Here is a 25662-nt window from a genome sequence, read left to right as displayed (position 1 = left end):
GGCGGGAGCGCGAGCCGCCCACCCATCGGCGGGCAGGCGCAATTGGGCACCTTCTCCACGAACTACCGTTCACATGCGTTCACTTGGTCGATTCTTGGTGAATGCATGCCCCCTACATGAGGCGTTCCTCGCCAGAGTGGCGCATTACATGTGCACATCATCCGGCACATGCTCCACACGCGAAGACCCACATCGCAGGGGGTTATATGAGAACCAGCCGCGCGAGAACTCGCGCCGCGCTGAGCATGGCGGCGACGCTCCCGCTGCTTGCCGGCGCGCTCGCCCTCGGGATACCGGACGCCAGCGCGGACTCCGCGCCGAGCGGGCGGGACGCACTGCAGGGCTCCAAGCCCGCCTGGGCGACCGCCGCGGCCGACCGGGGGGCCACGGCCGACAGCGGCAAGGTCAGCGTCCGGGTGCATCTGGCCGGACGGGACGCGAAGGGGCTGGCCGACTACGCCGCCGCCGTGTCCGACCCGCGGTCCGCCTCGTACGGGAAGTACCTGAGCGCCGAGCAGGCACAGGCCCGGTTCGGGGCGAGTCAGAAGCAGATCGACCAGGTCAGCCAGTGGCTCAGGTCGAGCGGGCTGACCGTCACCGGCGCCAACCGGCACTACGTCTCGGCCACCGGTGATGTCGCCACCGCCGAGAAGGCGTTCGGCACCCAGCTGCGCAACTACCGCAAGGGCGACCGGACCTACCGCGCCCCTGCCTCCACCGCCTCCGTGCCCGCGGGGCTGAGCGATGCCGTCCTCGCCGTGTCCGGCCTGGACAACGCGCCGCACAGGTCGAGCCACGACGAGACGCTGCCGCCGCCGGACGCCGTGTTCCGCAACTCCGGCCCCTTCTCCTCGTACTACGGCTCGAGGACCGCGTCGTCGCTGCCGAGCGCCTACGGATCCAAGGTGCCGTACGCCGTCAAGGGGTACACGGGCAAGCAGCTGCGCGCCGCGTACGGTGCGGGTGACTGGACCGGCAAGGGCGTCACCGTCGCGATCACCGACGCGTACGCCTCGCCGACCATCGCGAAGGACGCCGCCGAGTACGCCAAGCGCAACGGCGACGCCCCGTACCGTCGCGGGCAGCTCAGCCAGGTGCTGCCGGCCGACTACACGAAGACCGAGGAGTGCGGGGCCTCCGGCTGGTACGGCGAGGAGACCCTCGACGTCGAGGCCGTGCACGCGGTCGCGCCCGCCGCCGACATCGTGTACGTGGGCGGCGCCTCCTGCTACGACGCCGATTTGCTGGACTCGCTGAACAAGGTCGTCGACCACCGGCTCGCGGACATCGTCTCCAACTCCTGGGGCGACATCGAGGCCAACGAGACCCCGGACATCGCGGCCGCGTACGACCAGGTCTTCAAGATGGGCGCGGTCGAGGGCATCGGCTTCTACTTCTCCTCCGGCGACGACGGCGACAACGTCGCGTCCACGGGGACGAAGCAGATCGACGTCCCATCCAACTCCACCTGGGTGACCTCGGTCGGCGGTACCGCACTGGCCGTCGGCAAGAACGACACGTACCAGTGGGAGACCGGCTGGGGCACGCTGAAGGCGGGTCTCTCCGACGACGGCAGGAGCTGGACCGGCTTCCCGGGCGCGTACACCTCCGGCGCGGGCGGCGGCACCAGCTCGTCCGTGAAGCAGCCGTTCTACCAGCGGGGCATCGTCCCGGACTCGCTCGCGCGGGCGAACGGCAAGCAGCGGATGCGCACGGCCCCGGACATCGCGGCCGTCGCCGACCCGAACACCGGCTTCCTGGTCGGCCAGACCCAGACGCTGCCGGACGGCTCGCTCGGCTACGACGAGTACCGCATCGGCGGCACGTCACTGGCCGCGCCGGTCATCGCCGGCGTGCAGGCGCTCGCGCAGCAGGCCCGGCACGGTCTGCCGATCGGCTTCGCCAACCCGGCGATCTACGCCCGGTACGGCTCGAAGGCGTACCACGACGTCACCGACCACCCGCTGGGCCCGAACCGCGATCTCGCGGTGGCCCGGGTCGACTTCGCCAACGGCGTCGATGCCGCGGACGGCGTACTGACCTCGTTGCGCAGCCTCGGCAAGGACGCCTCCCTCAAGGCGGTCAAGGGGTACGACGACGTGACGGGGGTCGGGACTCCGGCGGCCGGTTACGTGAACTCGTACAGGTGGCACTGACGTCCGGACCACGGCATATCGCCACGATATGAGGACCGCCCCGGGGCTGCCGCTCCGGGGCGGTCCCGTGTGCAGGGCCCGCCGGACTCCCGCACGCCCCGCCTTCGCGCCCCCACCCCCGCCCCTCCCCCGCGATGCCGCCTCCCCGCGGGGATCGCGAGGGCTGCCGGGCGCCCGTGGGAGACGTGCGGCCGAAAGGCGACTTCCGACGCCCATTTCACGCCGGAGAATCAACAATCGCCATCGCCGATTGAAATCACATCGCAATCGCCGAAGCATTTACAAAATTCACTGTTTCTGATACAATGTCAGCTGTCGCGGATATGCTGCCCAGGTGAATGCGAAGAACTCGAACGACACCGCCCTGATGGCCGCCGCCGCACGTGCCGCCCACCTCGTCGTCGACCGGCCGCCACTGATTTTCTCCGACCCGCTGGCGAAACTCCCGCTGGGCAGTGAAGCCGGCGAGCTCCTGGGCCACCACCGTCTCCACGGAGACCAACCGGTACTGGCCGCCGCCCGGGCGCAGACCATCAGCCGCAGCCGATACGCCGAGGACCGCGCCCTGCGCGCTTTCGATTCCGGCATTCGCCAGTGCGTCGTTCTCGGAGCCGGCCTGGACACGTTCGCCCATCGTTCCGGCTCCGCCGAGCACGTCCGCTTCTTCGAGGTCGACCGCCCCGACGCGCAGCGAACGAAGAGGGAACGGCCGGCCGCTGCCGGCATCCCGGTTCCCGGCCGCGTGACGTACGTCCCGCTCGACTTCGAGCGGGACGCTCTGGCCGAGGGTCTGCAGGCCCACGGCTTCGACGACGCCGAGCCGTCGGTCGTCCTGTGGCTGGGCGTCAGCATGTACCTCGGTGCCGACGCCGTGGCCGGGACACTGGCGGCCACGGGCGCGTTCGCCATCGGCACGGAGCTCGTCATGGACTACCTGCTCCCCGCGGAAATGCGTGACGCCGCCGCCCAGCAGTACGTCGACGCCGTCGCGCTCTTCGCCGCCGAGCAGGGCGAGCCGTGGCGGACGTTCTTCACGCCGGGCGGCCTTGCCGCTCTGCTGTCCGACTGCGGCTTCGACGTCGTGGAGAGCGTCCGCCAGCACGAGATGCTCGACGCCGCCCTGTGGGACCGCCAGGACGCACTCGCGCCGATCGATCTGTCCCGTGTCGTCCACGCGCGGGTGCGCGGACAGCGCTCGGAGCACCACGCCGGACCCTGCCCGGCCCGTAAGGGCTGGGCACCCTGAGGCTGCGCTCGCCAGGGATTACGGGACAGCCCGCAGCAGAGCTCATAAAAAAATCCCGGACGAAATTGACGTCCGGGTCACCTGTCTGCGTATATTGAATATTTATATGGCTTGCACAATGGGATCGCAGAGCTATTCAATATCCGCATACTATCGGGTCTGGAGTGCAATTGTCAAGCGAAGAAATGGCGCGGGAACAGGAATTCATCACCCTGCTCCACATGCGTGTCGACGTACTCCGGGAACGGGCCGAAGGAGCCGTCCGGGCCTCATTGGGCCAGGCCGCCGAAGGGCGGCAGGCCCGGCTGGAGCGGGATATCGCGGTCGCGGAGCAGTCCGACCGCCTCGCCGCGCTGAACGCCGTGGAGGCCGGGCTCTGCTTCGGCAGGATCGATCTGCGGAACGGCGAGCACCATCACATCGGCCGTCTGGGAATCAGCGACGAGGAGCACACGCCGCTGCTCATCGACTGGCGCGCACCGGTGGCCCGCCCGTTCTATCTGGCGACCGGCCACACGCCGATGGGCCTCCGCCGCCGCAGGCACCTGACCACGCGCGGGCGCCGGGTCACCGCTCTGCACGACGAGATCCTGGATCTCCAGGAGACCGAGCCCGGCCTCCGCACCGGCTTCGAGGACCCCAACGACGACGCCGTCCTGCTCGCCGCCGTGAACGCGACCCGCACCGGGCGGATGACCGACATCGTGCGCACCATTCAGGCCGAGCAGGACCACATCATCCGCGCCCCGCACCGAGGTGTCCTCGTCGTCGAGGGCGGCCCCGGCACCGGCAAGACGGCGGTCGCCCTGCACCGTGCCGCCTACCTCCTGTACGCCCACCGCGAGCAGCTGGCCCGTCGCGCGGTGCTGATCGTCGGCCCCAACCCAGCTTTCCTCGGCTACATCGGCAATGTGCTGCCCTCTCTCGGTGAGACGGGCGTACTGCTGGCGACCGTGGGCGAGCTCTTTCCCGGCGTACAGGCCACCGGAACGGACAGCCCGGAGGCCGCCGCCGTCAAGGGTGACGCCCGGATGGCAGGCATCCTGCGCACGGCTGTGGCCGAGCGGCAGCAACTGCCCGATCCCGCCATCGAGGTCGGTCACGGCCGGGAGAAGCTGGTCCTCGACCGCGCGACGGCGGCCCGCGCCCGGGCCGGTGCCCGTGACACCGGACTGCCCCACAACCTCGCCCACCGCCACTTCGTCGCCCGGATCATCGACGCGCTGACGGAGCAGCTCACCGACCTCATCGGCGCCGACCCGCTCGGCGGCCCCAACCTGCTCGACGCCTCCGACATCGAGCAGCTCCGCAAGGAAGTGGCCGCCAACCACGAGGTGCACGCCGCGATCGACAGTCTGTGGCCTCGGCTCACCCCTCAGGGGCTGGTCGCCGACTTCCTCGCCCGGCCCGCCCATCTGCCCCCCGCGGAGGCCGCGTTGATCCGCCGCCCCGGCGTCGACCCCACCGCCCTGACGGACCGTACCGAGTGGACGGCCGCCGACGTGCCGCTGCTCGATGAGGCCGCCGAGCTGCTGGGCGAGGACGACAGTGCCCTGCGCGCCGCCGAGGAGGCCGAGCGCCGGGAGCGGATCGCCTACGCCCAGGGCGTCCTCGACCTCTCCCTCGGCTCGCGCAGCACCGACTTCGACAGCGAGGACGACGCGGAAGTGCTCTCCGCCCACGACATCATCGACGCCGAACGCTTCGCCGAACGCCAGGAGGAGACGGACCACCGCAGCGCCGCCGAGCGGGCCGCGGCCGACCGGACCTGGGCCTTCGGCCACATAGTCGTCGATGAGGCGCAGGAGCTCTCCGCGATGTCCTGGCGGCTGCTGATGCGCCGCTGCCCCACGCGCTCCATGACGCTGGTCGGCGACCCGGCGCAGACCGGCTCCGCCGCCGGTGCCGACTCGTGGGAGCAGATCCTCGGCCCGTACGTCGGTGACCGCTGGCAGCACGCCCGTCTCGGCGTCAACTACCGCACCCCGGCGGAGATCATGGAGGTCGCCGCCGAGGTCCGCAGGGATGCCGACCCCGCCTTCGAGCCGCCCCGGTCGGTGCGCTCGACCGGTGTCGGACCGTGGACCATGGTGGTCGAACCGGAACAGCTGGTCCATGCCACGTCGGAAGCCGTCGCCAAGGAGTGCTGCGCCGAGGGGAAGGTCGCGGTGATCGCACCGCCGGAACTGCACGCCGCGCTCGCCGACGCGATGCCGGATGCGTCGCACGGCCCGAAACCGGACCTGACCGGCCCCGTCGTCCTGCTGGACGCGCGGCAGTCCAAGGGGCTGGAGTTCGACTCGGTGATCGTCGTGGCGCCGGAGCGGATCAGAACCGGCTCGCCGCGCGGCGTCAACGACCTGTACGTGGCGCTGACCCGCGCCACCCGGCGGCTCGGACTGATCGGCTTCGCACCGGCACCGACGGAAGCGGAGGAGGGGTAGCTGCGGGCGTCGCCGCGCGGCAGGCGCCCGGCAGGACGGACAGCTGCGGGCGTCGCCGCACGGCAGGACGGACAGCCGCGGGCATCACCGCACACCGGGCGCCGGTCAGGCGGAGGCGCGCTTGCGCGGGGCCGCCTTCTTCGCCGTCGACTTCGTGTTCGACTTCGCGGTGGTCTTCTTCGCCGTGGACTTGGTGGCCGACTTCTTCGCCGTCGACCGTGCCGTGGTCTTCTTGGCGGGCGCCCTGCTCGGCGTGGCCTTCTTCGCAGCGGTCTTCTCGGCGGACGGGGCCGCCTTCTTCTTCGCCCCGGTTCCACCGGACTTCTTGCGGCCGGCGAGTGAAGTGACCTTGGCGACAGGGGCGTTCGCCGCCTCCCGCTTCCCACCGGACACTTCCTCCGACTTCTCGCCACGGGCCTGCTTCGCGGCCCGGACGCTGTTCTCCAGGGCCGCCATCAGGTCGATGACCTTGCCACCGCCGGGCACTTCCGCCTCCACCGGTTCCAGGGCGCGGCCTTCCGCCTTCGCCGCGACGAGTTCCTCGACCGCCTCCCGGTAGTCGTCGTGGAGCGAGTCCATGTCGACCTCTCCGAGCGTGGCCATCAATGCGTCCGCCAGGTCGAGCTCGGCTTCGCGGACCGTGACCTCGACCTCCGGCGCGACGCCCTCGGGGCTGCGGACCTCGTCCGGCCAGAGCAGGCCGTGCATGGCGATCACGTCGTCGACCACCCGCAGCATGCCGAGCCGTTCCCGGCCGCGCAGGGCGTACTTCGCCACCGCGACCTTCCGGCTCCGCTTCAGCGCCTCACGCAGCAGGGTGTACGGCTTGACCGCCGGGCCCCCGTTGGCGGAGAGGTAGTACGCCGCGTCCATCTGGAGCGGGTCGATCGAGGCGGCCGGCACGAAGGCGACGATCTCGATCGTCCTGGCGGTGGGAAGCGGGAGGGAGCCGAGGTCCTCGTCGGTGATCGGGATCATCGAGCCGTCGGCGTCCTCGTACGCCTTGCCGATCTCGGTCCCGGCGACCTCCTCCTCGTCGATCTCGCAGACCTTTCGGTAGCGGATCCGGCCACCGTCGGTGAGATGGATCTGGCGGAAGGAAATCGAGTGGTTCTCGGTGGCGTTGACCAGCTTGATCGGGATGCTGACCAGCCCGAAGGAGATGGCACCGTTCCAGATGGACCTCACTGTTCACCCCTTGCATCCGCATGAATACCTGTAGATCCGAAATGCATGTGATTCTTATCGTATGACGCCGATCACAGAGGTAGAGGGGCGGCGGCTGGCGCTCAGCAACCTCGACAAGGTCCTGTACCCGGCCACCGGGACCACCAAGGGCGAGGTGCTCCACTACTACGCGGCCACCGCCGCGGTGGCCCTGCTGACACATCTGCGCGACCGGCCGGTGTCCTTCCTGCGCTATCCGGACGGACCGGACGGTCAGCGCTTCTTCACCAAGAACCCGCCGCCGGGCACGCCGTCCTGGGTCCGGACCACCCCGGTGCCGCGCAGCGAGGACAAGTCGGCCCGCCAGGTGGTCGTACAGGATCTGGCCTCACTGATGTGGGCGGCCAACCTGGTGGTGGAGTTCCACACCCCGCAGTGGCGGACCGATGCGCCCGGGACGGCCGACCGGATGGTGTTCGACCTGGACCCCGGAGCGCCCGCGACCGTGGTGGAGTGCTGCGCGGTGGCCGTGTGGCTGCGCGAGCGGCTGGCGGCGGACGGGCTGTCCGCGTACGCGAAGACCTCCGGGTCGAAGGGGCTGCATCTGCTCGTACCGCTGGAGCCGGCCCCCGCCGATCGGGTGTCGGCCTACGCCAAGGGGCTGGCCGTCGAGGCGGAGCAGGAGCTTCCGAAGCTGGTCGTGCACCGGATGACGCGGGCGCTGCGACCGGGGAAGGTCTTCGTCGACTTCAGCCAGAACGCGGCGTCGAAGACGACCGCCACCCCCTACACGCTGCGCGCCCGCCCCGAACCGACCGTCTCCGCGCCCGTCACCTGGCCGGAGATCGAGGAGTGCCGGACGCCGGAGGAACTGACCTTCCTCGCCGGTGACATGGGGGGACGCCTGGAGCGGTACGGGGACCTGCTCGGGCCGCTCGTCGATCCGGACCGGGCGCGGCCGCTGCCGGTCGCACGCTAGTACCGCGGCCCGACAGGTTCAGCGGCTCACGACACCCGGCAGATCTTTCCGGCCACGGCACCGGGCCCGTCTCCCTGCTCTCCCGCCCCCGGCCGGGTCCGCTTCCCCGGAAGGAGGGGTTCGGACCGCCGGGCGGACGTCCTCTCGTGCCGATTCGGCGACTTTTTAAAGAGTAGACCAATTTACCTATAACCTTTAGGCATATGCACAATTGAATCTGCCGAGAGAAGGGGCGGGCATGGGACGCGTGGGGCTGAGCACGGAACGTCTGGTCCGGGCGGGCGCGGAACTCGCGGACGAGGTCGGCTTCGACCAGGTGACGGTCTCGGCGCTGGCCAGGCAGTTCGATGTCAAGGTGGCGAGTCTCTACTCGCACGTGAAGAACTCCCAGGACCTCAAGACCGGGATCGCCCTGCTCGCGCTGGAGGAGCTCGCCGACCGCGGCGCCGCCGCGCTGGCCGGGCGGGCCGGCAAGGACGCCCTGGTCGCCTTCGCGAACGTCTACCGCGACTACGCCCGCGAGCACCCCGGCCGCTACGCCGCGGCGCGGCTGAGGCTCGACCCGGCGGCGGCCGCCGCCAGTGCCGGCGGCAGGCACGCGCAGATGACGCGGGCGATCCTGCGGGGATACGACCTGACGGAGCCGGACCAGACGCACGCGGTCCGGCTGCTGGGCAGCGTCTTTCACGGCTACGTCAGCCTGGAGCTGGCGGGCGGGTTCAGCCACAGTGCTCCGGACTCACAGGAAAGCTGGTCGAGGACCCTGGACGCTCTCGACGCCCTGCTGCGGAACTGGCCGGCGCCGTGACCGCGGCCCGCGGCGGCCCGAGGTCGTGACCACCTCCGCACCGACGGCCGCGCCGTCGTCGTCGGAAGAGGACGTTCCGGTTCGGCACGCCAATAGCGCATGACATGGATCTTTGTCATGTCCGTAAGGAAATGACCGCATGTGGCGGGCGGATCGTCCGAGCGGTGGTGCAGACTCCTCGCAGACACTGCTTCGTGGAAGTGCGTGGGGAGGCGATGGCGTGTTCGCAGGAATCGACGAGGTCGACTGGACCTCTATGGAGCATGCCTACGGGCCTGCCGATGATGTGCCGACGATGCTGCGGGGTCTGGCGTCCGCCGATCCGGTGGAGCGCGAGGTGGCGCTGGACGGCATGTACGGGGCCGTTCACCACCAGGGTGATGTGTATGCCTGCACGCTGGCCTGCATTCCTTTTCTCTTCGAGCTGGCCGTGGACCCGGGGATTGCGGACCGGGGCAGCATCGTCGAGCTGCTCACCAGCATAGGTGGCATCGATCTGGACGAGGACGATCTGGACGAGGAGGAGATCGAGGGAGCGGCCAACTACGCGATGGCGGCGGCCGCCGTCGCGGCGGGTTCCGGGGTGTTCTGTGAGCTGATGGCCGACGAGGACCCAGGGGTACGGCTCGCCGCACCCCTGGCACTCGCCGCGCTCCACAGCCACCCGGCGCGAGTGCTCGCGCTGCTGCGGGAGCGGCTCCCGGTGGAGCCCGCCGAGGAGGTGCGGCTCGCGTTGGTCGAGGCAGCCGGCCGGGTCGCGCTGCGCCATCGCGGGCTGGCGGGACAGGCGGCCGACTGGCTGACCCGGCTGGCCGGTGAGGGCTTCCCGCCGGGACTGCGGCTCGCCGCGCTGGCGCAGCTGGCCCGGTGCGCGCCGGACGCGCTGCCGGGCGATGTCGTACGGGTGGTGACGGGGCTGCTGCGTCAGCTGCACCCCGCGCCCCGGCGCCGCTCCGGCGCGGCCCCCGAGGCCGATGCGCAGGCCGGTCCGGCCGAAGCGGTCGTGGCCGTCGACGCGCACGCCGAGGCGTCCGGGACCGGTGAGCCGACCGGTGAGGAGCGGACCGCGCCGGTGACGATGGTGGGACAGTTGCGGGCACTGTCCGACGAGGAGACGGCGTCCGGGCGCACCGCTCCCTGGACGGCGGATCTGCTGCGGACCCTGCACGTCGGGCTCGACGACCGGGTCGCCGAGCGGACGGCGCTGCTGACCCATCAGCTGCGCAGCCCCGACCACCGGCAGCGGATCGACGCCCTCCGGATGAGCAGCGGGCTGATCAGGGCCTGGCGCGGCTCGTACGAGGAGCTGGTCCGGCTGGTCGGTGAGCAGCTCGCCACCCCCGAGCCACGACTGGCCGAGGCCGCCGCCCATGTGCTGGAGGAACTGTTCGGGCTCGCCGCGCCCGCCGCCGACGCGCTGGCGGCGCGGGTGGCGGCCGACCCCGGCGCCTGGGTGCAGGACTGGCCGAGCGGGCCTCCGGGGCTCGGCAGCGCCGTGAAGGCGCTGGCCCGGCTGGGCGACGCCCGTGCCGTGCCCGCGCTGGCCGCGGCGCTGGAGCGGCCCGAGGTGCCGCACGACGTGGGCTCCGCCATCGACCACATGGGAGCGGCGGCCGTCCCGCTGACCGCCGTGCTGCGCCGCAGGCTCGGTGAGGTCCGGCTCGACGAGCGGGCGTACGACCGGGCCGGTCCGCTGCTCGCGGGGCTGACCGCGCTGCGGGCGGACGAGGCGGTGCCCGAGGTGCTGCGGGTGCTGCGCGGCGCGCCGGACCACCGGGGCGGGTGGCTGCGTACGGCGGCGCTGCGGGCGCTCGCATCGTTCGGGCCCGCGGCGCACACCGCGGCACCGGAACTGCGCACACTGCTGCACCGTCCGGGAGCCGCCTCGGCGACGGAGGCGGCCCAGGCCCTGTGGGCGGTCGACGGCGACGCCGACGCCGTGCTGCCGGTGCTGATCGAGGGCCTGCAGGCGGAGCGCGACCACGAGCGGCGCTCCGCGCTGAACGCGCTGGGCGGGCTCGGGCCGCGGGCGGCGGTGACGGCTCCCCGGCTGCGCGCACTGCTCCGGCACGAGGAGCCGTGGCTCCGGGTGGACGCGGCGATCGCGCTGTGGGACGTGTCGGGGCGGGCCGCGGAGTCCGTGCCGGTGCTCCTGACGGCCTGGGAGCAGAACCGCCATGTCCGGGTCCGGGTGGCGGAATGCCTGGCGCGCAAGGGTGTCGCTGGTGCAGGGTCGGACGCGGCACACGCGCTGCGCGCCGAGCTCGCCTCCGTACGCCGCCACAACGCGATGGACGGCGGATTCGGCAGTCACGACACATACGACGACGAAAGGCTGCTGGCGTTCTGCCGGCAGGCACTCCAGGGAAAGACGGGGAAGGGACCCACCACGTGATCATTTTCGGTACGCGGGGATATCTGTACCAGCTGGCCATCATGACGTTGGTCTGCGGCTGGTGCGGCAATCCGGCCGCGCACACGCTCCGCAAGCGGGTCACCAAGTTCACGCTGTTCTTCGTGCCGCTGTTCCCGTTCTCGACGAAGTTCGCGACCCAGTGCACGTTCTGCGGCGGGGAGCAGCAGATCGCGAAGGAGCAGGCCGAGCAGTTGCTGGCGCAGCACGCGGCCTCGCAGGACGGCAATCCGTTCGGGCAGGCGCAGGCTCAGGGGCAGGGCCAGGGACAGCCGGGATACGCGCCGGGCGGACAGGGCCAGAACCCTTACCAGCGCTGAACCGTTACTTCCGCACCGGTGCCGCGGGCGGTCGCTCCCGGTGCCGCGCACCGGCCGGACAGCCGTTCCCGGCACCGTTCGGACGGCCGCTCCCGGTAGCTTCTCAGCACTAAATAGGCATAAAGGACTTCCTTCCGAATAAGGTCTATGAGGTATGGACCACGGGAAGGGAGGGTGTCATGCGTCGGGAGCGCCGGGTGCGAAGCCGCGCCGCGGCGGCCGTCGGGGTCGCCGTCGGCGCGGCACTGCTGGCCGGTTGCGGTGTCGGCGGCGGGCTGCAGAGCGCCGGGCGGGCTCCGGCCGCCGTCGGGCCCGCCCTGCTCTGGCCCGAGCTGCCGCCCGCCTCCGCCGCGCCGTACGACTACGGCGAGGGCGAGACCGCGCGCATCCCTGGGATCAAGGTGCCGGACGACGATGTGCACCGGCTGGATCCGGTGGCGGTGGTGCAGGCCGGCCTGAAGGCCCGGCCCGACCGCTCCAGCGGCGCGGCCGAACTGCCGGCCGAAACGGTCCGCCTCATCGGCGCGTGCCGTTCCGATCCGGCTTCCTGCCCCGTGCTGCGGCCCTACTTCCGTGATCTGACGGGCGACGGCAAGGACGAGTTGGTGGTCGGCATCCGGCTGCCGGACCACCAGCTCTCCGTACGGGTCTACATGCCGGAGGGGGGCGGCCTGACCCGGATCCTGTCCACCTCGGACGCCGTGATCAGCGTCCAGCTGGCCGGGCGGGACCTGATCATGCGGGCCCCGTCGGCCATCACCGGCTACGAGTACCGCACCGCCTGGTCCTGGGACAGCCGGCAGCGCGCGATGCTGCCCACCCGGGACGAGATCCTGCGGACGCCTCCGTCCCCGGCCCCTCGACCGCACACCACGACCGCCCCGCCGACCGCCAAGCCGTCCGCCGGCGTTTCCGCGGAGCGCCGGTGAGCCGCCACAGGACGGCGCGGCGCGGGCCGCGCATGCCTTCCTGGACCGCGACACTCACCTGGAAGTCGGCCGTCTTCATCACCGTGATGTGCTGCGCCCTCGCCGCACTGCTGAGCGTGCTGGTCCACGGCGAGGTGACGCATCAGACCGTCAGCCAGGCCCGCGAGAAGGCGCTGTCGCGACTGGCGGACGTCACCGTCGCGTACGAGACGGGCGAGGCGCTCCCCCCGGGTTCCGGCATCGATCCGCCGGGGCTGCCCGACTCCCTGCGCACACTGGCCGAGGGCGGTCGACGCGGCACGCTCGTCGCCTATCACGACGGGCGTCCGGCCATGTGGGCAGCGGCTCCGGCCGACGGCCGCGCGCTGGCCACGGCGGTGGACTACAGCCAGAGCGCCCGCACGATCAACGATCTCGACGGGGCGATCGTCGGTTCCTCCCTGCTGGCCACCGGGGCCACGCTGCTGGTCGGCGCGTTCGCCGTCACCCGGGTCACCCGGAGGCTGCACCAGACGGCCCGGGTGGCCGGCCGGATCAGCGCGGGCGACCTCGACGCCCGCGTCGACGACCCGCGCACGGCGGACCCCTCGCGCCCCCAGGACGAGGTGGCGGTCGTCGCGGGCGCGCTGGACACGATGGCGTCCACGCTCCAGCGCAAGCTGCAGACGGAGCAGCGGTTCACCGCCGATGTGGCGCATGAGCTCCGCACTCCGCTGACCGGCCTCTCGGCCGCCGCCGAACTGCTGCCGCCGGGGCGGCCGTCGGAGCTGGTGCGGGACCGGGTCCAAGCGATGCGGGCACTGACGGAGGACCTGCTGGAGATCTCCCGGCTCGACGCCCGTACGGAACAGGTCGATCTCGACGTTCACGAACTGGCACCGCTCGTCGAGCGCGTGGTGCGCGCTTCCGGGACGAAGACCACGGTCCGTTCCATGGAGGGCGGCCGGGAAGGCCCGCACGTGCCCGTGCGGGTCGAGACCGACAAGCGCCGCCTGGAGCGGGTGCTGGGCAATCTGATCACCAACGCGCACAGGCACGGCCGGCCCCCGGTGGTACTCACGGTCGACGGGCCGACGGTGACCGTAAGCGATCACGGGCCGGGCTTTCCGGACTACCTGCTGGAGGACGGTCCGCAGCGGTTCCGTACCGAGGGCGGCAGGGGACACGGTCTCGGGCTGACCATCGCCGTCGGGCAGGCGGCGGCGATCGGCGCCGGTCTGGACTTCTCCAACGCCCCGGACGGCGGAGCGGTGGCGCGGCTGACGCTCCCCGAGTACGTACCGCTCGACGACGGGGGCGCCCGGAGCCGCGACGATCCCGACTCCTCTCCGCGTCACGAGCAGTGACGGCGCTTCGGCGCCGCACCGCACCGCACCGCACCGCACCGATACCGGACACCGAGCACATCTTTACGGATATCCAGACATACCCGCTATGACATAAGAGAAATAGACACCACCTCTTGCTACGTTGCGGAACATGACCGCAACGACGGCGGACGCACCCCCGCCCGACCCACGCCTGCCCAAGCGGCGCGGGGTCGAGCTCCTGCTCCTCATCGGGGCCGTCCTCGTCCCCGTCTACGGCTACGCCGCCGTCGGCCTGGCCAGGAACGGCGCGGTCCCGCCCGATGTGGCCGGATACGGCGCGGGCCTGGGGCTGCTCGCCCTTCTGGCCCATCTCGCGGTCCGCTTCCGGGCCCCGTACGCCGATCCGCTGCTGCTGCCCATCGCCGTACTGCTCAACGGACTCGGTCTGGTGCTGATCTACCGGCTCGATCTGGAGACTCCGAAGGACCACGCGGCCCCCACCCAGCTGATCTGGTCCACGCTCGGGGTGGCGCTCTTCATCGTGGTGGTCGTCTTCCTCCGCGACCACCGGGTGCTCCAGCGGTACGCCTATCTCTCGGTCGCCGCCGCCCTGGCCCTGATGATCGTGCCGATCTTCTTCCCCGCGGTGAACGGTGCCAAGATCTGGATCCGGGTCGGCGGATTCTCCTTCCAGCCGGGCGAGTTCGCCAAGATCCTGCTCGCCGTGTTCTTCGCCGCGTATCTCGCCGCGAACCGCAACGCCCTCGCCCACACCGGCCGCAGGATCTGGAAGCTCCAGCTCCCCACCGGGCGGGTGCTCGGCCCGATCGTGGCTATCTGGCTGCTCAGCGTCGGTGTGCTGGTCCTGGAGCGCGATCTGGGCACGTCACTGCTGTTCTTCGGCCTCTTCGTGATCATGCTGTACGTGGCGACCGGCCGGACCGGCTGGATCGCGGTCGGCCTGCTGCTCGCCGCCGTCGGCGCGTTCGTGGTCGGCTCCTTCGAACCGCATGTGCACAGCCGGGTCCAGGACTGGCTCGACCCGTTCGCCACCATCAAGGCGGGCCAGGGACCCAGTCAGCTGGCCCAGTCGCTGTTCGCGTTCGCCGCGGGCGGGATGCTCGGCACCGGGCTCGGGCTCGGGCACTCCATCCTCATCGGCTTCGCCGCCAAGTCCGACTTCATTCTGGCGACCGCGGGCGAGGAGCTCGGGCTGACCGGGCTGACCGCGGTCTTCCTGCTGTACGCGCTGCTCGTCGCCCGCGGCTACCGGGCCGGCCTCGCCCTGCGCGACCCCTTCGGGCGACTTCTCTCGATCGGTCTCGCCTCGATCCTGGCCCTCCAGGTGTTCGTGATCGCGGGCGGGGTGATGGGGCTGATCCCGCTGACCGGCATGGCGATGCCGTTCCTCGCCCAGGGCGGTTCGTCCGTCGTCACCAACTGGATCATCGTGGCGCTGCTGATCCGGGTCAGCGACCAGGCCCGCAGACCTCACCCCGAACATGTGGAGACCGGAATCGTCGCACCGATGGCGGAGGACGAGCCGTGACCCCGTGCCCGCGAGCCGTCCGCACGCACCAGCGGGCGGTGCCGCCGCACCCGCGAGCCGAGACCCCCCACCCGCCGCCGGCCCCGGAGGTCAGGCCGTGATCCGCTACATCCGCCGGGCCGCCGCGCTCCTTCTGCTGCTGCTCGTCGCGCTGCTGCTGAACGCCGCGCGCATCCAGGTCTTCGAGGCCGACAGTCTGGACGACAATCCGGCCAACCGCCGTCTCACGATCGCCCGTTACCACCAGCCGCGCGGCAACATCCTGGTCGGCGGCAAGTCCGTGACCGGTTCCGAGAACACCGGTGAGCAGCTCGCCTACGAGCGCACGTACAAGGACGGCCCGCTGTACGCGCCGGTGACCGGCTACGCCTCGCAGACGTACGGCACGACCCTGATCGAGCACGCCGAGGACGAGATCCTCTCCGGCACCGACCCGATGCTCGCCCCACTCCCGCTGTGGAACGAGATCACCCGCGGCCGGCAGCCCGGCGGCAACGTCGTCACGACCATCAAGGACGCGGTGCAGCGCGCCGCCTACGACGGGCTCGGCGGACGGCGGGGCGCGGTCGCCGCCGTCGAACCGTCGACCGGCCGGATCCTGGCGCTGGTCTCGTCCCCCTCGTACGATCCCGGGCTGCTCTCCGGCACCGGTTCCTCCGTGACCGACGCCTGGCGGCGGTTGAACGCGGACAGGAGCCAGCCCATGCTGAACCGGGCGATCCGGCAGACCTATCCGCCGGGCTCCACCTTCAAGATCGTGACCGCGGCGGCGGCGCTCGACGCGGGCGTCGTCACCGATCCCGACACCGAGACCGACACCCCGTCCCCCTATGTGCTGCCGGGCACGACGACCACACTGCCCAACGAGGCGGAAGGCTGCGAGAACGCCCCGCTCGCCGAGGCGATCCGGGTCTCCTGCAACACGGTGATGGCGGAACTGGGGGTACGGGTCGGACTGAAGGGCATGGTGGACGCGGTGCGGAAGTTCGGCTTCAACGACACCGGGCTGAAGATCCCGTCGGGGGTGGCGAAGAGCAACTTCGACACACACATGTCGGACGACCAACTGGCGCTCTCGTCGATCGGCCAGTTCGACACGACGGCGACACCGCTCCAGATGGCGATGGTGGCCTCGGCCGTGGCGAACGGCGGCGACCTCAAGTACCCGTATCTGGTCGACCGTACGACCACGAGAGGCGGCTCGACCGTCCGTCGCGAAGGCTCGCACACCTACCACCGGGCCATGGACCCGCGGACGGCCTCGCAGCTGCGGAGGATGATGGTCGACGTCGTGGAGCAGGGCACCGGGTCCAACGCGGCCATCGACGGGGTGACGGTCGGCGGCAAGACCGGCACCGCGCAGCACGGCATCGACAACTCGGGCAGGCCGTACGCCTGGTTCATCTCCTGGGCGCAGGCGCCGGATTCGGGGCAGCCGGCCGTCGCGGTCGCCGTGGTGGTCGAGGACGCCGCCGCCGACCGGGCCGACATCAGCGGCGGTGGCAGCGCGGCCCCGATCGCCCGTTCCGTCATGCGGGCGGCTCTGGGAGGCTGAGCATGTGAGGGATGCGGGTGGGGCGGCCTCGGCACTGGAGCGGATCGATCGGGAGGATCCGCGCCTGTGCGCGTTCATCGAGGTGTGGCACGAGAGGGTGGCCGCCGGGGCCGAATGTGCGCGCCGGCTCCCGCTGGGCGGAATGCCGTTCGCGGTCAAGGGCCCTGTCGGCATCCGTTCGTACACGGCTCGGCGGCTGATCGCCGCCGGTGGCCTCCCGGTCGGCGCGACCTCGGTGCCCGGCCCCGGTACGCCCTGGCAGACGTGGGGGCTGGGCGCGCACGGCCGTACGGTCAACCCATGGCGTCCCGACCGCACCCCGGGCGGCTCCTCGGCCGGTTCGGCGGTGGCGGTCGCGGCGGATCTGGTGGACCTGGCGACCGGCAGCGACGGGGCGGGGTCGGTCCGGATTCCGGCGGCGTGGTGCGGGGTGTTCGGCCTGAAGACGACGAACGGCCTGCTGCCGTCGCCCGACCGGTCCGGGCTCGCGTCCGCCGGGGTGCTGGCCCGTTCGGCGGTGCACGCCCAGACGTTCCTGCGCTGTGTGCTGGACGACTACGAACCGGCCACCGCGGCTCTTCCCGTCCCTGCCGTGTTCAGCCCCGACCTGGGGTACGCGCAGGTCGACCCGGAGGTCGGGGCCGTCGTCCGGCGGGCGGTGCGGCGGCTCGTGACGGCCGAAGTGGTGCGGCTCGTGGACCGTACGTGCGGGCTGCTCGATCCGCGAGAGGCGTGGCAGGCGGTCCGCAGCGGGGAGCCGACCCCGGCCGCCTCGGAGCTCCGACGCGAGAACGACCTGCGGCTCGACGCCCTGTTCGCCCGTACGCCCCTGCTGCTCACCCCCGACCACCCCCAACCGCCCGCATGGGCACGACGGTCCGGGCGAGCTCTACTCGACCGCGCTGACCTGGGCGTTCAACCTCAGCGGGCATCCCGCCGCGAGCGTGCCCGCGGGATTCACGGCGGACGGCTGCCCGGTCGGCCTCCAGTTGGTCGCGGAGCGCGGGGCGGACGTCTCGCTGCTCGGAATGGCCCGTGCGGTGGAGAGCGCGCTGATCACGGCCTGAACCACTCTCTGTCGTGCACCAGGCCGTCGGCGCGCGGCCATGACATTCGGCGACCGCCGGACCGGCACCGGCCATGAACTGGCCCAGGTGAACACAGCCCACCTCGGGTTCCCCCTGGACTCCCCCGAGCCGAAGGACTTCGTCGACGCCCTCGACCCGGTGAACGCGATCGCCGACGAAGGCGGCCCCCCGGTGGCCGCGCCCGCCGCCTCATGGCGCCGAAGGGTCCGCCGCGGCGCCCTGCGCCATCGCCTCTTCGACCTCGGCGACCCTGGCCTGCTCCTCGGCCGCGAACCGGTCGCGGTCGAGTCGCTCGGCGGTCTCCTCGTCCTCGGCCATGAGCAGGTCCAGGCTGGAGTCGCCGAGTTCGAGGACGCCCATGTCGACGTAGGCCTTCTGAAGCCGTTCGCCCCACAGGCCGATGTCCTTGACGCACGGCACTATCCGGCTGAACAGCAGCTTGCGGAAGAGCTGCAGGAACGGCGACTGCTCCGCGAGGGCGTCGGCCTCCTGCCTGCCGATGCCGAAGTTCTCCAGCACCTCGACGCCCCGGAGCCGGTCCCGCATCAGGTAGCAGCCCTCGATGACGAACTCCTCGCGTTCGCGCAGTTCGGCGTCGCTCAACTGCTTGTAGTAGTCCCGCAGCGCCATCCTCCCGAAGGCGACGTGCCGGGCCTCGTCCTGCATGACGTACGCCAGGATCTGCTTGGGCAGCGGCTTGTTCGTCGTGTCGCGGATCATCCCGAACGCCGCCAGGGCGAGCCCTTCGATGAGGACCTGCATGCCGAGGTACGGCATGTCCCAGCGCGAGTCGCGCAGGGTGTCGCCGAGCAGCCCCTGGAGGTTGTCGTTGATCGGGTAGAGCATCCCGACCTTCTCGTGCAGGAACCGGCCGTATATCTCCGCGTGCCGGGCCTCGTCCATGGTCTGGGTCGCGGAGTAGAACTTCGCGTCCAGGTCGGGCACGGACTCCACGATCCTGGCCGCACAGACCATGGCGCCCTGCTCACCGTGGAGGAACTGGCTGAACTGCCAGGCGGTGTAGTGCTTGCGCAGCTCGCCCCGGTCCTTCTCGGTCATCTTCACCCAGTGCGGGGTGCCGTACAGGGTGAGGGCCTCGTCGGGGGTGCCGAGCGGGTCGGCGGGGTCGACCTCAAGGGACCAGTCGATGCGCTTGTTGCCGTCCCACTGCTTGTCCTTGCCCTTCTGGTAGAGGGCGAGCAGGCGTTCGCGGCCGTCGTCGTAGTCCCAGCTGAAGCGGGCGGCGCCGGAGGCGGGCACCTGCCACAGCGGCGTGTCGGGGGCGGTGGTGTAGAGGTCGTGTGTCGACACGGACGGCTCCTTCGCCTTGCGTGCTCCGATAAGTTCCGCGGCGGTTGCCTCAGTTGGCAGGTTCACACGTTGCTAGACACCGGGTCAACAAGTGACGCGCAAGGGATTGACGGCCTTGCTGACGAGCAGTCTCATAAGAAGTGACCGTAGGTAACCCACATGTGAGGTGCCCCCAGCCATGACGACAGTGTCCGAACGCGACGTGCGATTGCTCCGCGACGCACTCGGCCCGCTCCGGGACCGCGAACAGATCGCCGAGCGGCTGCTCGAATCCTCGGCCAAGCACTCGTTCGACCCGGACAAGGAACTCGACTGGGACGCGCCGACCGAGGACGGCAAATGGTTCTGGCCGCCCGAGCTCGTCTCGCTCTACGACACCCCGCTGTGGCGGAAGATGTCCGAGGAGCAGCGGATGGACCTGTCCAGGCACGAGGCGGCATCACTGGCCTCGCTGGGCATCTGGTTCGAGATCATCCTCATGCAGCTGCTGGTCCGGCACATCTACGACAGGCCGCCGACCAGCAACCACGTCCGATACGCGCTCACCGAGATAGCCGACGAGTGCCGGCACTCGATGATGTTCGGCCGCATGATCAAGTGGAGCCGGACGCCCGACTACCCCGTGCCGCGCGTCTATCACAACCTCGCACGCGTACTGAAGACCATCTCCACCACGCCCGGTTCGTTCGCGGCGACCCTGCTCGGCGAGGAGATCCTCGACTGGATGCAACGGCTGACGTTCCCGGACGAGCGCGTCCAGACGCTGGTGCGCGGAGTGACCCGCATCCATGTAGTCGAGGAGGCCCGGCACGTCCGGTACGCCCGCGAGGAGCTGCGCCGCCAGATGGTGACCGCCCCTCGCTGGGAGCGCGAGCTCACCCGGGTGAGCTGCGGCGAAGCGGCCCGGGTCTTCAGCGTCTGCTTCATCAATCCACAGGCCTACGAGAACGTCGGCCTGGACCGGCGCGAGGCCGTCGCCCAGGTGAAGGCGAGCGGCCACCGGGCGGAGGTGATGCAGAGCGGCGCGAAGCGGCTGACGGACTTCCTCGACGACATCGGGGTGCTCAACGGAGTGGGACGCAGGCTGTGGAAGAGCTCGGGCCTGCTGGCCTGAGAGCCTGTCGGGTGACCTCGGATCGGATGGCCTGTGCCGTAGCCGTCGTCGTGCACCCGCCGGGGGTGACGGGACGGCCCTTAGGCTTCGACATATGACCTCCGCCGCCACAACCCCGCCGACCCGCGCCTACCGAAGGCTCAGCGTCGAGGAACGCCGCACCCAGCTCCTCGGTGCGGCGCTCACCCTCTTCGCCCACCGGGCCCCCGACGAGGTCTCGCTCGACGAGGTGGCGGCGGTCGCCGGGGTCTCCCGCCCCCTCGTCTACCGCTACTTCCCGGGCGGGCGGCAGCAGTTGTACGAGGCCGCGCTCCGTTCCGCCGCGGAGAAGCTGATCCTGTGCTTCAGCGAGCCGCCCGCGGGACCGCCGACCGAGCGTGTGCAGCGGGTGCTCGACCGCTATCTCGCCTTCGTCGACGAGCACGACGCCGGGTTCAGCGCACTGCTGCGCGGCGGCAGTGTCGTCGGGACCTCCCGTACGACGGCGATCGTCGACGAGGTGCGGCGGGCGGCGGCCGAGCAGATCCTGCTGCACCTGGGCCGGGACGGCACGGCTCCAGGGCCCCGGCTGCGGATGATGGTGCGCACCTGGATCGCGGCCGTCGAGGCGGCGTCACTCATCTGGCTGGACGAGGGGAAGCGGCCCGCCGCGTCCGATCTGCGCGACTGGCTGGTCGACCAGCTGATCGTGCTGCTGGCCGCCACGGCGGCGACGGACCCGGAGACCGCCTCGACGGTCACGGAGCTGCTGCCGCTGGAGACCGCCGCGGGCCCGGCCGGACGGCTGGCGGAGCGGCTGATCCCGGTGGTCGGCGGAGCGGCCCATCTGCTGCCCGAGAACTGATCGGTCAGACTGGGACGGTGCGAAGCGAGAACACCCCCTTCACCGGCGGCCCCCTGGACGGGCGGGTCCTGCCCGTCCTCGTCGGCCCGACCGGCCATCCGCCCAAGTGGTACGAGGTCCCGGTACCGGCCGCCGACGGCGGACCCGCCACCGTGTACACGTACCGCAGGGTCCCGGCCGGTCACTCCAAGCGGCTGGGGATCCCGCGCGGCTGGGTGTACGAGTACGCCCCCGAGGGCCGTGAGCGGCACAGCCCCAAGTGGCCCTGGTCGAAGCCGGACTGAGGAAAGCGGGCCCGCGCGGCCGCGAGGCCGCTCGGACCGGCCGGTCTAAGATCGACGCTCTGGTGCCGGGCACGGTCAGCAAGGGGGTGCGCCATGGAGGCGCTGCGTCAGGACGATCCACGCCGCATCGGTCCGTACGCCGTACTGGCGCGGTTCCGCGAGACCGCGAGCGCCGTGCAGTACCTCGCACACGACCCGGCCGACGACAGACCCGTGGTGGTGACCGCCGCCCGTCCCCGGCTCGCCGCGCTGCCCGCCTTCCGGCGCCGCTTCCAGGCGGAGGCCCGCACCGCGGAGCGGCTGGCGGGCGGCTGGGTCCAGCCGCCGCTGGGCGGTCCCGAAGACGCGGACGACGTCCCGCCGTGGACGGCCGTCCCCTACACCCCCGCTCTGACGCTCGCCGAGGCGATCGAGGTCACGGGTCCGCTCCCCGAGCGTGCCGTACGGATACTGGGCGCGGGCATCGCCGAGACGCTCTCCCGGGTGCACGCCACCGGAGCCGTGCTCCAGGGCCTCGCCCCCCGGACGGTGCTGCTGGCCGAGGACGGGCCGCGGCTCACCGCGTTCGGCCCGCTGGGCGCCGCGGCAGCCGCCGAGGCCCGGTCCGGTGGGCAGTTGTCCGTACGACTCGGCTATCTCACCCCGGAACAGGTCGAGGGCGAGGAACCCGGGCCGGCCTCCGATCTCTTCGTACTGGGCCTGCTGCTGGCGTACGCGGCGACCGGCACGACCCCGCTCGCCGACGGTCCGGCCGCACAGGGCGCCGAGCGGATCGCCCGCACCGATCCCGAACTCGGCGCCGTACCGGCGCAGTTGCGCGGTCTGATCGCGCGCTGTCTGGCGAAGGACCCGGCCGACCGGCCGACTGCGGGAACGGTCGCGGCGGAACTCGCCCTGGAGGGAGCGGCGGGTTCGGCGAAGGGCGGCTGGCTGCCCGGGCAGGTGGCGGCCGCGGTGAAGGAACAGGGCGTACGAGTAGAGGAGTTGGCCGCTACCGGTCATCCGGTCGATGCGCAGGTGCGCGGACCGGCCGACGGAGCCGTCGACGGACCCGAGGATGCCGCACCGGCCGGTGAGTCGGCCGACACTCCCGTCACCACGCCCTCGGACGGGACGGTCGGCCCGGCCGCCCATGGACCCGCCCCGGCCGTGGAGCCCCTCCCCGCCCAGGACACCCGTACCGCGCAGCTCGGGGACATCGGGCGCCGGGCGTCGAGGACCGACCGGCCCACGACCCAGCTGTCCGTTCCGCGCGAGCTCACCGGACCCGGCGCGGGGACGCCCGCCGACCCCCCCGTCGCGCTCCCCGCCGTACTCCCGCCGGTGCCGCTGCCGGTCCCCGTTCGTCCCACGCCCTCCCCCTCCCCCGCCGTCGACCGGCGCGGTCTGTTCATCGGGCTCGCCGCCGGGGCCGCGGGGCTGGTCGTCGGCGGAGGCGGGGTGCTCGCGTTCGGGTCCGGGGACGGCGGCACGACGGACGACCCCAAGCCCGTGCCGAGCCGCAGCGGCCCCGCCGTCGCGGGGCTGCCCCCGCAGCCGCGCTGGGTGTACACGCACCCGGCGGCCGAACCGTCACCGCTCACCGCCGCCCTCTGGAACGACCGGTTGCTCGTGCTGACCGGCGAGAACGGGGCCGCCGGCGTCGATCTGCGCACCGGGCGCCGAGTCTGGGAGAGCGCCGACGCCGCCAAGGGGCAGGCCGCACTGCCGGCCGGGAAGGAACTCTGCTTCGTCGCCGGCCCGTCCGAGTTCCTGTGGCTGTCGCCGAAGGACGGCAAGGTGGCCCACCGGGTCGGCTACGCGGACCAGTTCAGCGGGGTGCCGAATCTCGCGATGGCGGAGATCGTCGGCGGCTTTGGACCGGTGGTCTGGTTCACCGGCTCGAACGAAGTCACCGTCAAGGCCCCGCCCCCGAAGAAGGGCAAGAAGCGCGGCAAGGACCAGAAGGTGGTCAGGTCCTATCTCTTCGCCTACGACATCCTGCGGCGCAAGGAGCTGTGGCGGACCGTCGTACCCACCGGGCGCGGCCCCGCCGCCCCCGTCCACCGGCTGATCGCGGTCGGGCGGGACGACCTCGTCGTACGTCAGAGCCCGGCCACCCTCACCTCCGGCGACGTGAAGTCCGCCAAGGGGAAAGCCGTGTTCCGGGGCTTCGACCGGAAGACCGGGAAGCTGCTGTGGAGCAGGTCGTTCGGCGCGGTCGCACCCGACGCCGCGGCGATGGGCGACGACCGTGGCGTCGTGTACGCGGCGGTGGGCGACGACCTCCAGGCGTTCGAACTCCCGGAGGGCAAGCCGAAGTGGACGGTGAACGGCACCGCCGGGACCGCGTACGGGACCTCCGTCGCCTCCGGGACCCTGCTGCACACCACCAACCGCAACCAGGAAGTGGGGGCGGTCGAGCGGGAGTCGGGGCGGCTGCGCTGGCGGCGCTCGACGGAGGCGGCACCGGGCCCCGCCGCCCCCGCGGTGACGCTCAGCACGTCCGGAAAGACGCTGCTGGCCGCGGACACGGCCCAGGTCACGGCGTTCGCGGCGGAGGACGGGCGGCGGCTGTGGAAGTTCCAGGACATCGGGTCCCAGGACCCGAAGGGACCCACGGTCACCGCGCCGTACCGGGTGCTGGCGACCGGGAGAACGGTCGTCGTCCGGCGCGACCGGATCTTCTACGCGTTCCCGGTGGCCTGACGGCTGCCCTGGTCCGATCCGGTCCGGCTCGGTCCGAACGTGACCCGGTCCGGTCCGGTCCGTTCCGGAAGAAGGGCAGCCCCTGCCCGAAGCCCCTGGGAACGCATCCGCCCGCCGCCTTCCGGGCGAACCCCGGGCCGCCACACCGCGGGGTTCTTGCATCTCCCGACACCGAGTGACCGTATTGTTCCGTTGCGCTCACTTTTGGGGTATCCCTGTGATTCGCCCCGTCAACGGAGGTGATGTCGTGTCAGGCAGAGTCCTGTGTGCGGTCTGCACCGCGGCCCTGGCCACGCTCCTCGTAACCCCGCAGGCAGCTGCCGCGCCGGTGGTCCCGGACCCCGTGAGGAGCGGCAGCTCGAAGCCGTCCGCCCCTGCCCCGACGGCCGGGAACACGAGCGTCGCCCAGCTGCTGACCCAGCTTCAGAAGCTGTACCAGCAGACCGAGGAGGCGACCGAGACGTACAACGGGACCGCGGCGGAGCTGAAGAAGCGCACGACGGAGGCGAAGCGGCTCAACGCCTCCCTGGCCGCCGCCCGGAGCGCGCTGTCCGACAGCCACGACCAGGCGGGGCAGCTGGCCCGGGAGCAGTACCAGGGGCGGTCCGGCTTCTCCTCGTACCTGCAGCTGCTGCTCGCCCGCGATCCCGAGCACCTCCTGGACCAGGAGCATGTGCTGCGGCGTGCGGCGGCCGAGCGGGCGGCGACCGTGAAGCGGCTCACCGGCGCCGAGGAACGCGCCCACGACCTGGCAACCGAATCCCGCAAGGTACTGGACCGGCAGCAGGTCCTGGCCGCGAGGCAGAGGAAGCAGCGGGACGACGTACGGTCGCGGCTCAGATCCGTCGAGGCGAAGCTGGCCACGCTCTCCGCCGCGCAGCTCGCCGAGCTGTCCCGGCTGGAGCAGCAGGGCATGGCGAAGGCTCAGGGCGCCCTGGTCACCTCGGGCGCCCTGTCCTCGACCAGGCCACCGTCCGAGGCGGGCGGCGCGGCGGTGAGGTACGCGATCGGGCAGATCGGGAAGCCGTACGTGTGGGGCGCGGAGGGGCCGGACTCGTTCGACTGCTCGGGACTCACCTCGCAGGCCTGGGCGAAGGCGGGCCGGGCAATCCCGCGGACCTCGCAGGAACAGTGGGGGCAGCTGCCGAAGGTGCCGCTGAACGCGCTGCGCCCCGGTGACCTGGTGATCTACTTCCCGAAGGCCACTCATGTGGCGCTGTACATCGGCAACGGGCTGGTGGTCCAGGCACCACGGCCCGGCTCCCAGGTGAAGGTCTCGCCCGTGGCGTCAAATCCGCTGCTGGGCGCCGTACGGCCGGATCCGCAGAGCGAGCCGCTCTCCGCCTACCAGCTGCCGCAGCTCCCGCAGAGCGCGTCCGCCGGATCGGACTCGGGATACAGCTCGTCGTCGGCGCCCCAGACCTAGGGTCTTTCGTGTGCATCACGCCGGGATCGCG

18 protein-coding genes and 2 pseudogenes are annotated in these 25662 nt (G+C 71.6%); 18 read left to right on the top strand and 2 right to left on the bottom strand.

From position 1 onward, the window contains the following. Nucleotides 1-206: 206 nt before the first annotated feature. The 3 genes from ACIOHC_RS21715 to ACIOHC_RS21705 all read left to right on the top strand — a co-directional run bounded on the left by ACIOHC_RS21715 (nt 207) and on the right by ACIOHC_RS21705 (nt 5846). Nucleotides 207-2156, top strand: coding sequence for a protease pro-enzyme activation domain-containing protein (locus tag ACIOHC_RS21715; protein WP_401843588.1), 1950 nt, complete (start codon nt 207-209; stop codon nt 2154-2156). Nucleotides 2157-2490: 334 nt separating this feature from the next. After that, a complete protein-coding gene (locus ACIOHC_RS21710; protein ID WP_389636464.1) occupies nt 2491-3402 on the top strand; it encodes a class I SAM-dependent methyltransferase in 912 nt (303 codons plus the stop codon). A gap of 185 nt (nt 3403-3587) precedes the next feature. Next, entirely contained in the window at nt 3588-5846 is a 2259-nt protein-coding gene (locus ACIOHC_RS21705) for an ATP-binding domain-containing protein (protein WP_351077913.1), read from the top strand. A 105-nt stretch (nt 5847-5951) separates the two neighbouring features. Here the strand turns inward: ACIOHC_RS21705 and ACIOHC_RS21700 are convergent, their stop codons facing one another. After that, nucleotides 5952-7034 carry a Ku protein gene (locus ACIOHC_RS21700; RefSeq protein ID WP_351077819.1) on the bottom strand — a complete coding sequence of 361 codons (1083 nt, stop codon included), beginning with the start codon at nt 7032-7034 and terminating at the stop codon, nt 5952-5954. Between the two features lie 61 nt (nt 7035-7095). Between ACIOHC_RS21700 and ligD the strand changes: the two genes are divergently transcribed. From ligD to ACIOHC_RS21650, 10 genes and pseudogenes are all read left to right on the top strand, one after another. Continuing rightward, entirely contained in the window at nt 7096-7992 is an 897-nt protein-coding gene (ligD, locus tag ACIOHC_RS21695; protein ID WP_351077822.1) for a non-homologous end-joining DNA ligase, read from the top strand. A 238-nt stretch (nt 7993-8230) separates the two neighbouring features. Continuing rightward, complete coding sequence (locus ACIOHC_RS21690) at nt 8231-8800, top strand: WHG domain-containing protein (RefSeq protein WP_351077825.1); 570 nt, start codon at nt 8231-8233, stop codon at nt 8798-8800. Nucleotides 8801-9020: 220 nt separating this feature from the next. Then, nucleotides 9021-11195: a PBS lyase gene (locus ACIOHC_RS21685; protein WP_401843585.1), complete on the top strand. Its 2175-nt coding sequence runs from the start codon at nt 9021-9023 to the stop codon at nt 11193-11195. Next, nucleotides 11192-11533, top strand: a complete 342-nt coding sequence (locus tag ACIOHC_RS21680; protein WP_351077830.1) for a zinc-ribbon domain-containing protein — start codon at nt 11192-11194, stop codon at nt 11531-11533. Before ACIOHC_RS21685 ends, ACIOHC_RS21680 begins: the two co-directional genes overlap by 4 nt. Nucleotides 11534-11712: 179 nt before the next feature. Next, a complete protein-coding gene (locus ACIOHC_RS21675; protein ID WP_401843583.1) occupies nt 11713-12462 on the top strand; it encodes a hypothetical protein in 750 nt (249 codons plus the stop codon). A gap of 32 nt (nt 12463-12494) precedes the next feature. Further along, nucleotides 12495-13808 (top strand): HAMP domain-containing sensor histidine kinase, encoded by a 1314-nt coding sequence (locus ACIOHC_RS21670; RefSeq protein ID WP_351077915.1) that lies wholly within the window; start codon nt 12495-12497, stop codon nt 13806-13808. 133 nt (nt 13809-13941) lie between these two features. Then, nucleotides 13942-15321 carry an FtsW/RodA/SpoVE family cell cycle protein gene (locus ACIOHC_RS21665; RefSeq protein WP_351077836.1) on the top strand — a complete coding sequence of 460 codons (1380 nt, stop codon included), beginning with the start codon at nt 13942-13944 and terminating at the stop codon, nt 15319-15321. Between the two features lie 97 nt (nt 15322-15418). Continuing rightward, complete coding sequence (locus ACIOHC_RS21660) at nt 15419-16876, top strand: penicillin-binding transpeptidase domain-containing protein (RefSeq protein ID WP_351077837.1); 1458 nt, start codon at nt 15419-15421, stop codon at nt 16874-16876. Between the two features lie 4 nt (nt 16877-16880). Beyond that, nucleotides 16881-17943 (top strand): annotated as a pseudogene (locus tag ACIOHC_RS21655) (amidase). A gap of 39 nt (nt 17944-17982) precedes the next feature. Continuing rightward, a pseudogene (locus tag ACIOHC_RS21650) lies at nt 17983-18162 on the top strand (DUF3291 domain-containing protein); the annotation flags it as partial. Here the strand turns inward: ACIOHC_RS21650 and ACIOHC_RS21645 are convergent. Beyond that, entirely contained in the window at nt 18154-19275 is a 1122-nt protein-coding gene (locus tag ACIOHC_RS21645; protein ID WP_351077841.1) for a ferritin-like domain-containing protein, read from the bottom strand. The pseudogene ACIOHC_RS21650 and the gene ACIOHC_RS21645 overlap by 9 nt on opposite strands. A gap of 178 nt (nt 19276-19453) precedes the next feature. On the opposite strand from ACIOHC_RS21645, the gene ACIOHC_RS21640 reads away from it, so the two are divergent. From ACIOHC_RS21640 to ACIOHC_RS21620, 5 genes are all read left to right on the top strand, one after another. Continuing rightward, complete coding sequence (locus ACIOHC_RS21640; protein WP_351077844.1) at nt 19454-20389, top strand: diiron oxygenase; 936 nt, start codon at nt 19454-19456, stop codon at nt 20387-20389. A 94-nt stretch (nt 20390-20483) separates the two neighbouring features. Then, nucleotides 20484-21233 (top strand): TetR/AcrR family transcriptional regulator, encoded by a 750-nt coding sequence (locus ACIOHC_RS21635; RefSeq protein WP_351077846.1) that lies wholly within the window; start codon nt 20484-20486, stop codon nt 21231-21233. A gap of 17 nt (nt 21234-21250) precedes the next feature. Beyond that, nucleotides 21251-21517, top strand: a complete 267-nt coding sequence (locus ACIOHC_RS21630) for a hypothetical protein (protein ID WP_351077849.1) — start codon at nt 21251-21253, stop codon at nt 21515-21517. Between the two features lie 93 nt (nt 21518-21610). Next, nucleotides 21611-24205: a PQQ-binding-like beta-propeller repeat protein gene (locus ACIOHC_RS21625; protein ID WP_401843579.1), complete on the top strand. Its 2595-nt coding sequence runs from the start codon at nt 21611-21613 to the stop codon at nt 24203-24205. A 247-nt stretch (nt 24206-24452) separates the two neighbouring features. Further along, nucleotides 24453-25631: an NlpC/P60 family protein gene (locus tag ACIOHC_RS21620; protein WP_401843576.1), complete on the top strand. Its 1179-nt coding sequence runs from the start codon at nt 24453-24455 to the stop codon at nt 25629-25631. The last annotated feature ends 31 nt before the right edge of the window (nt 25632-25662 follow it).

The organism is Streptomyces sp. NPDC088252, assembly GCF_044740965.1.
Classification (GTDB): domain Bacteria; phylum Actinomycetota; class Actinomycetes; order Streptomycetales; family Streptomycetaceae; genus Streptomyces.
The sequence above is the reverse complement of the archived record's forward strand: the minus strand, read 5'-3'. Positions and strand labels throughout refer to the sequence as shown.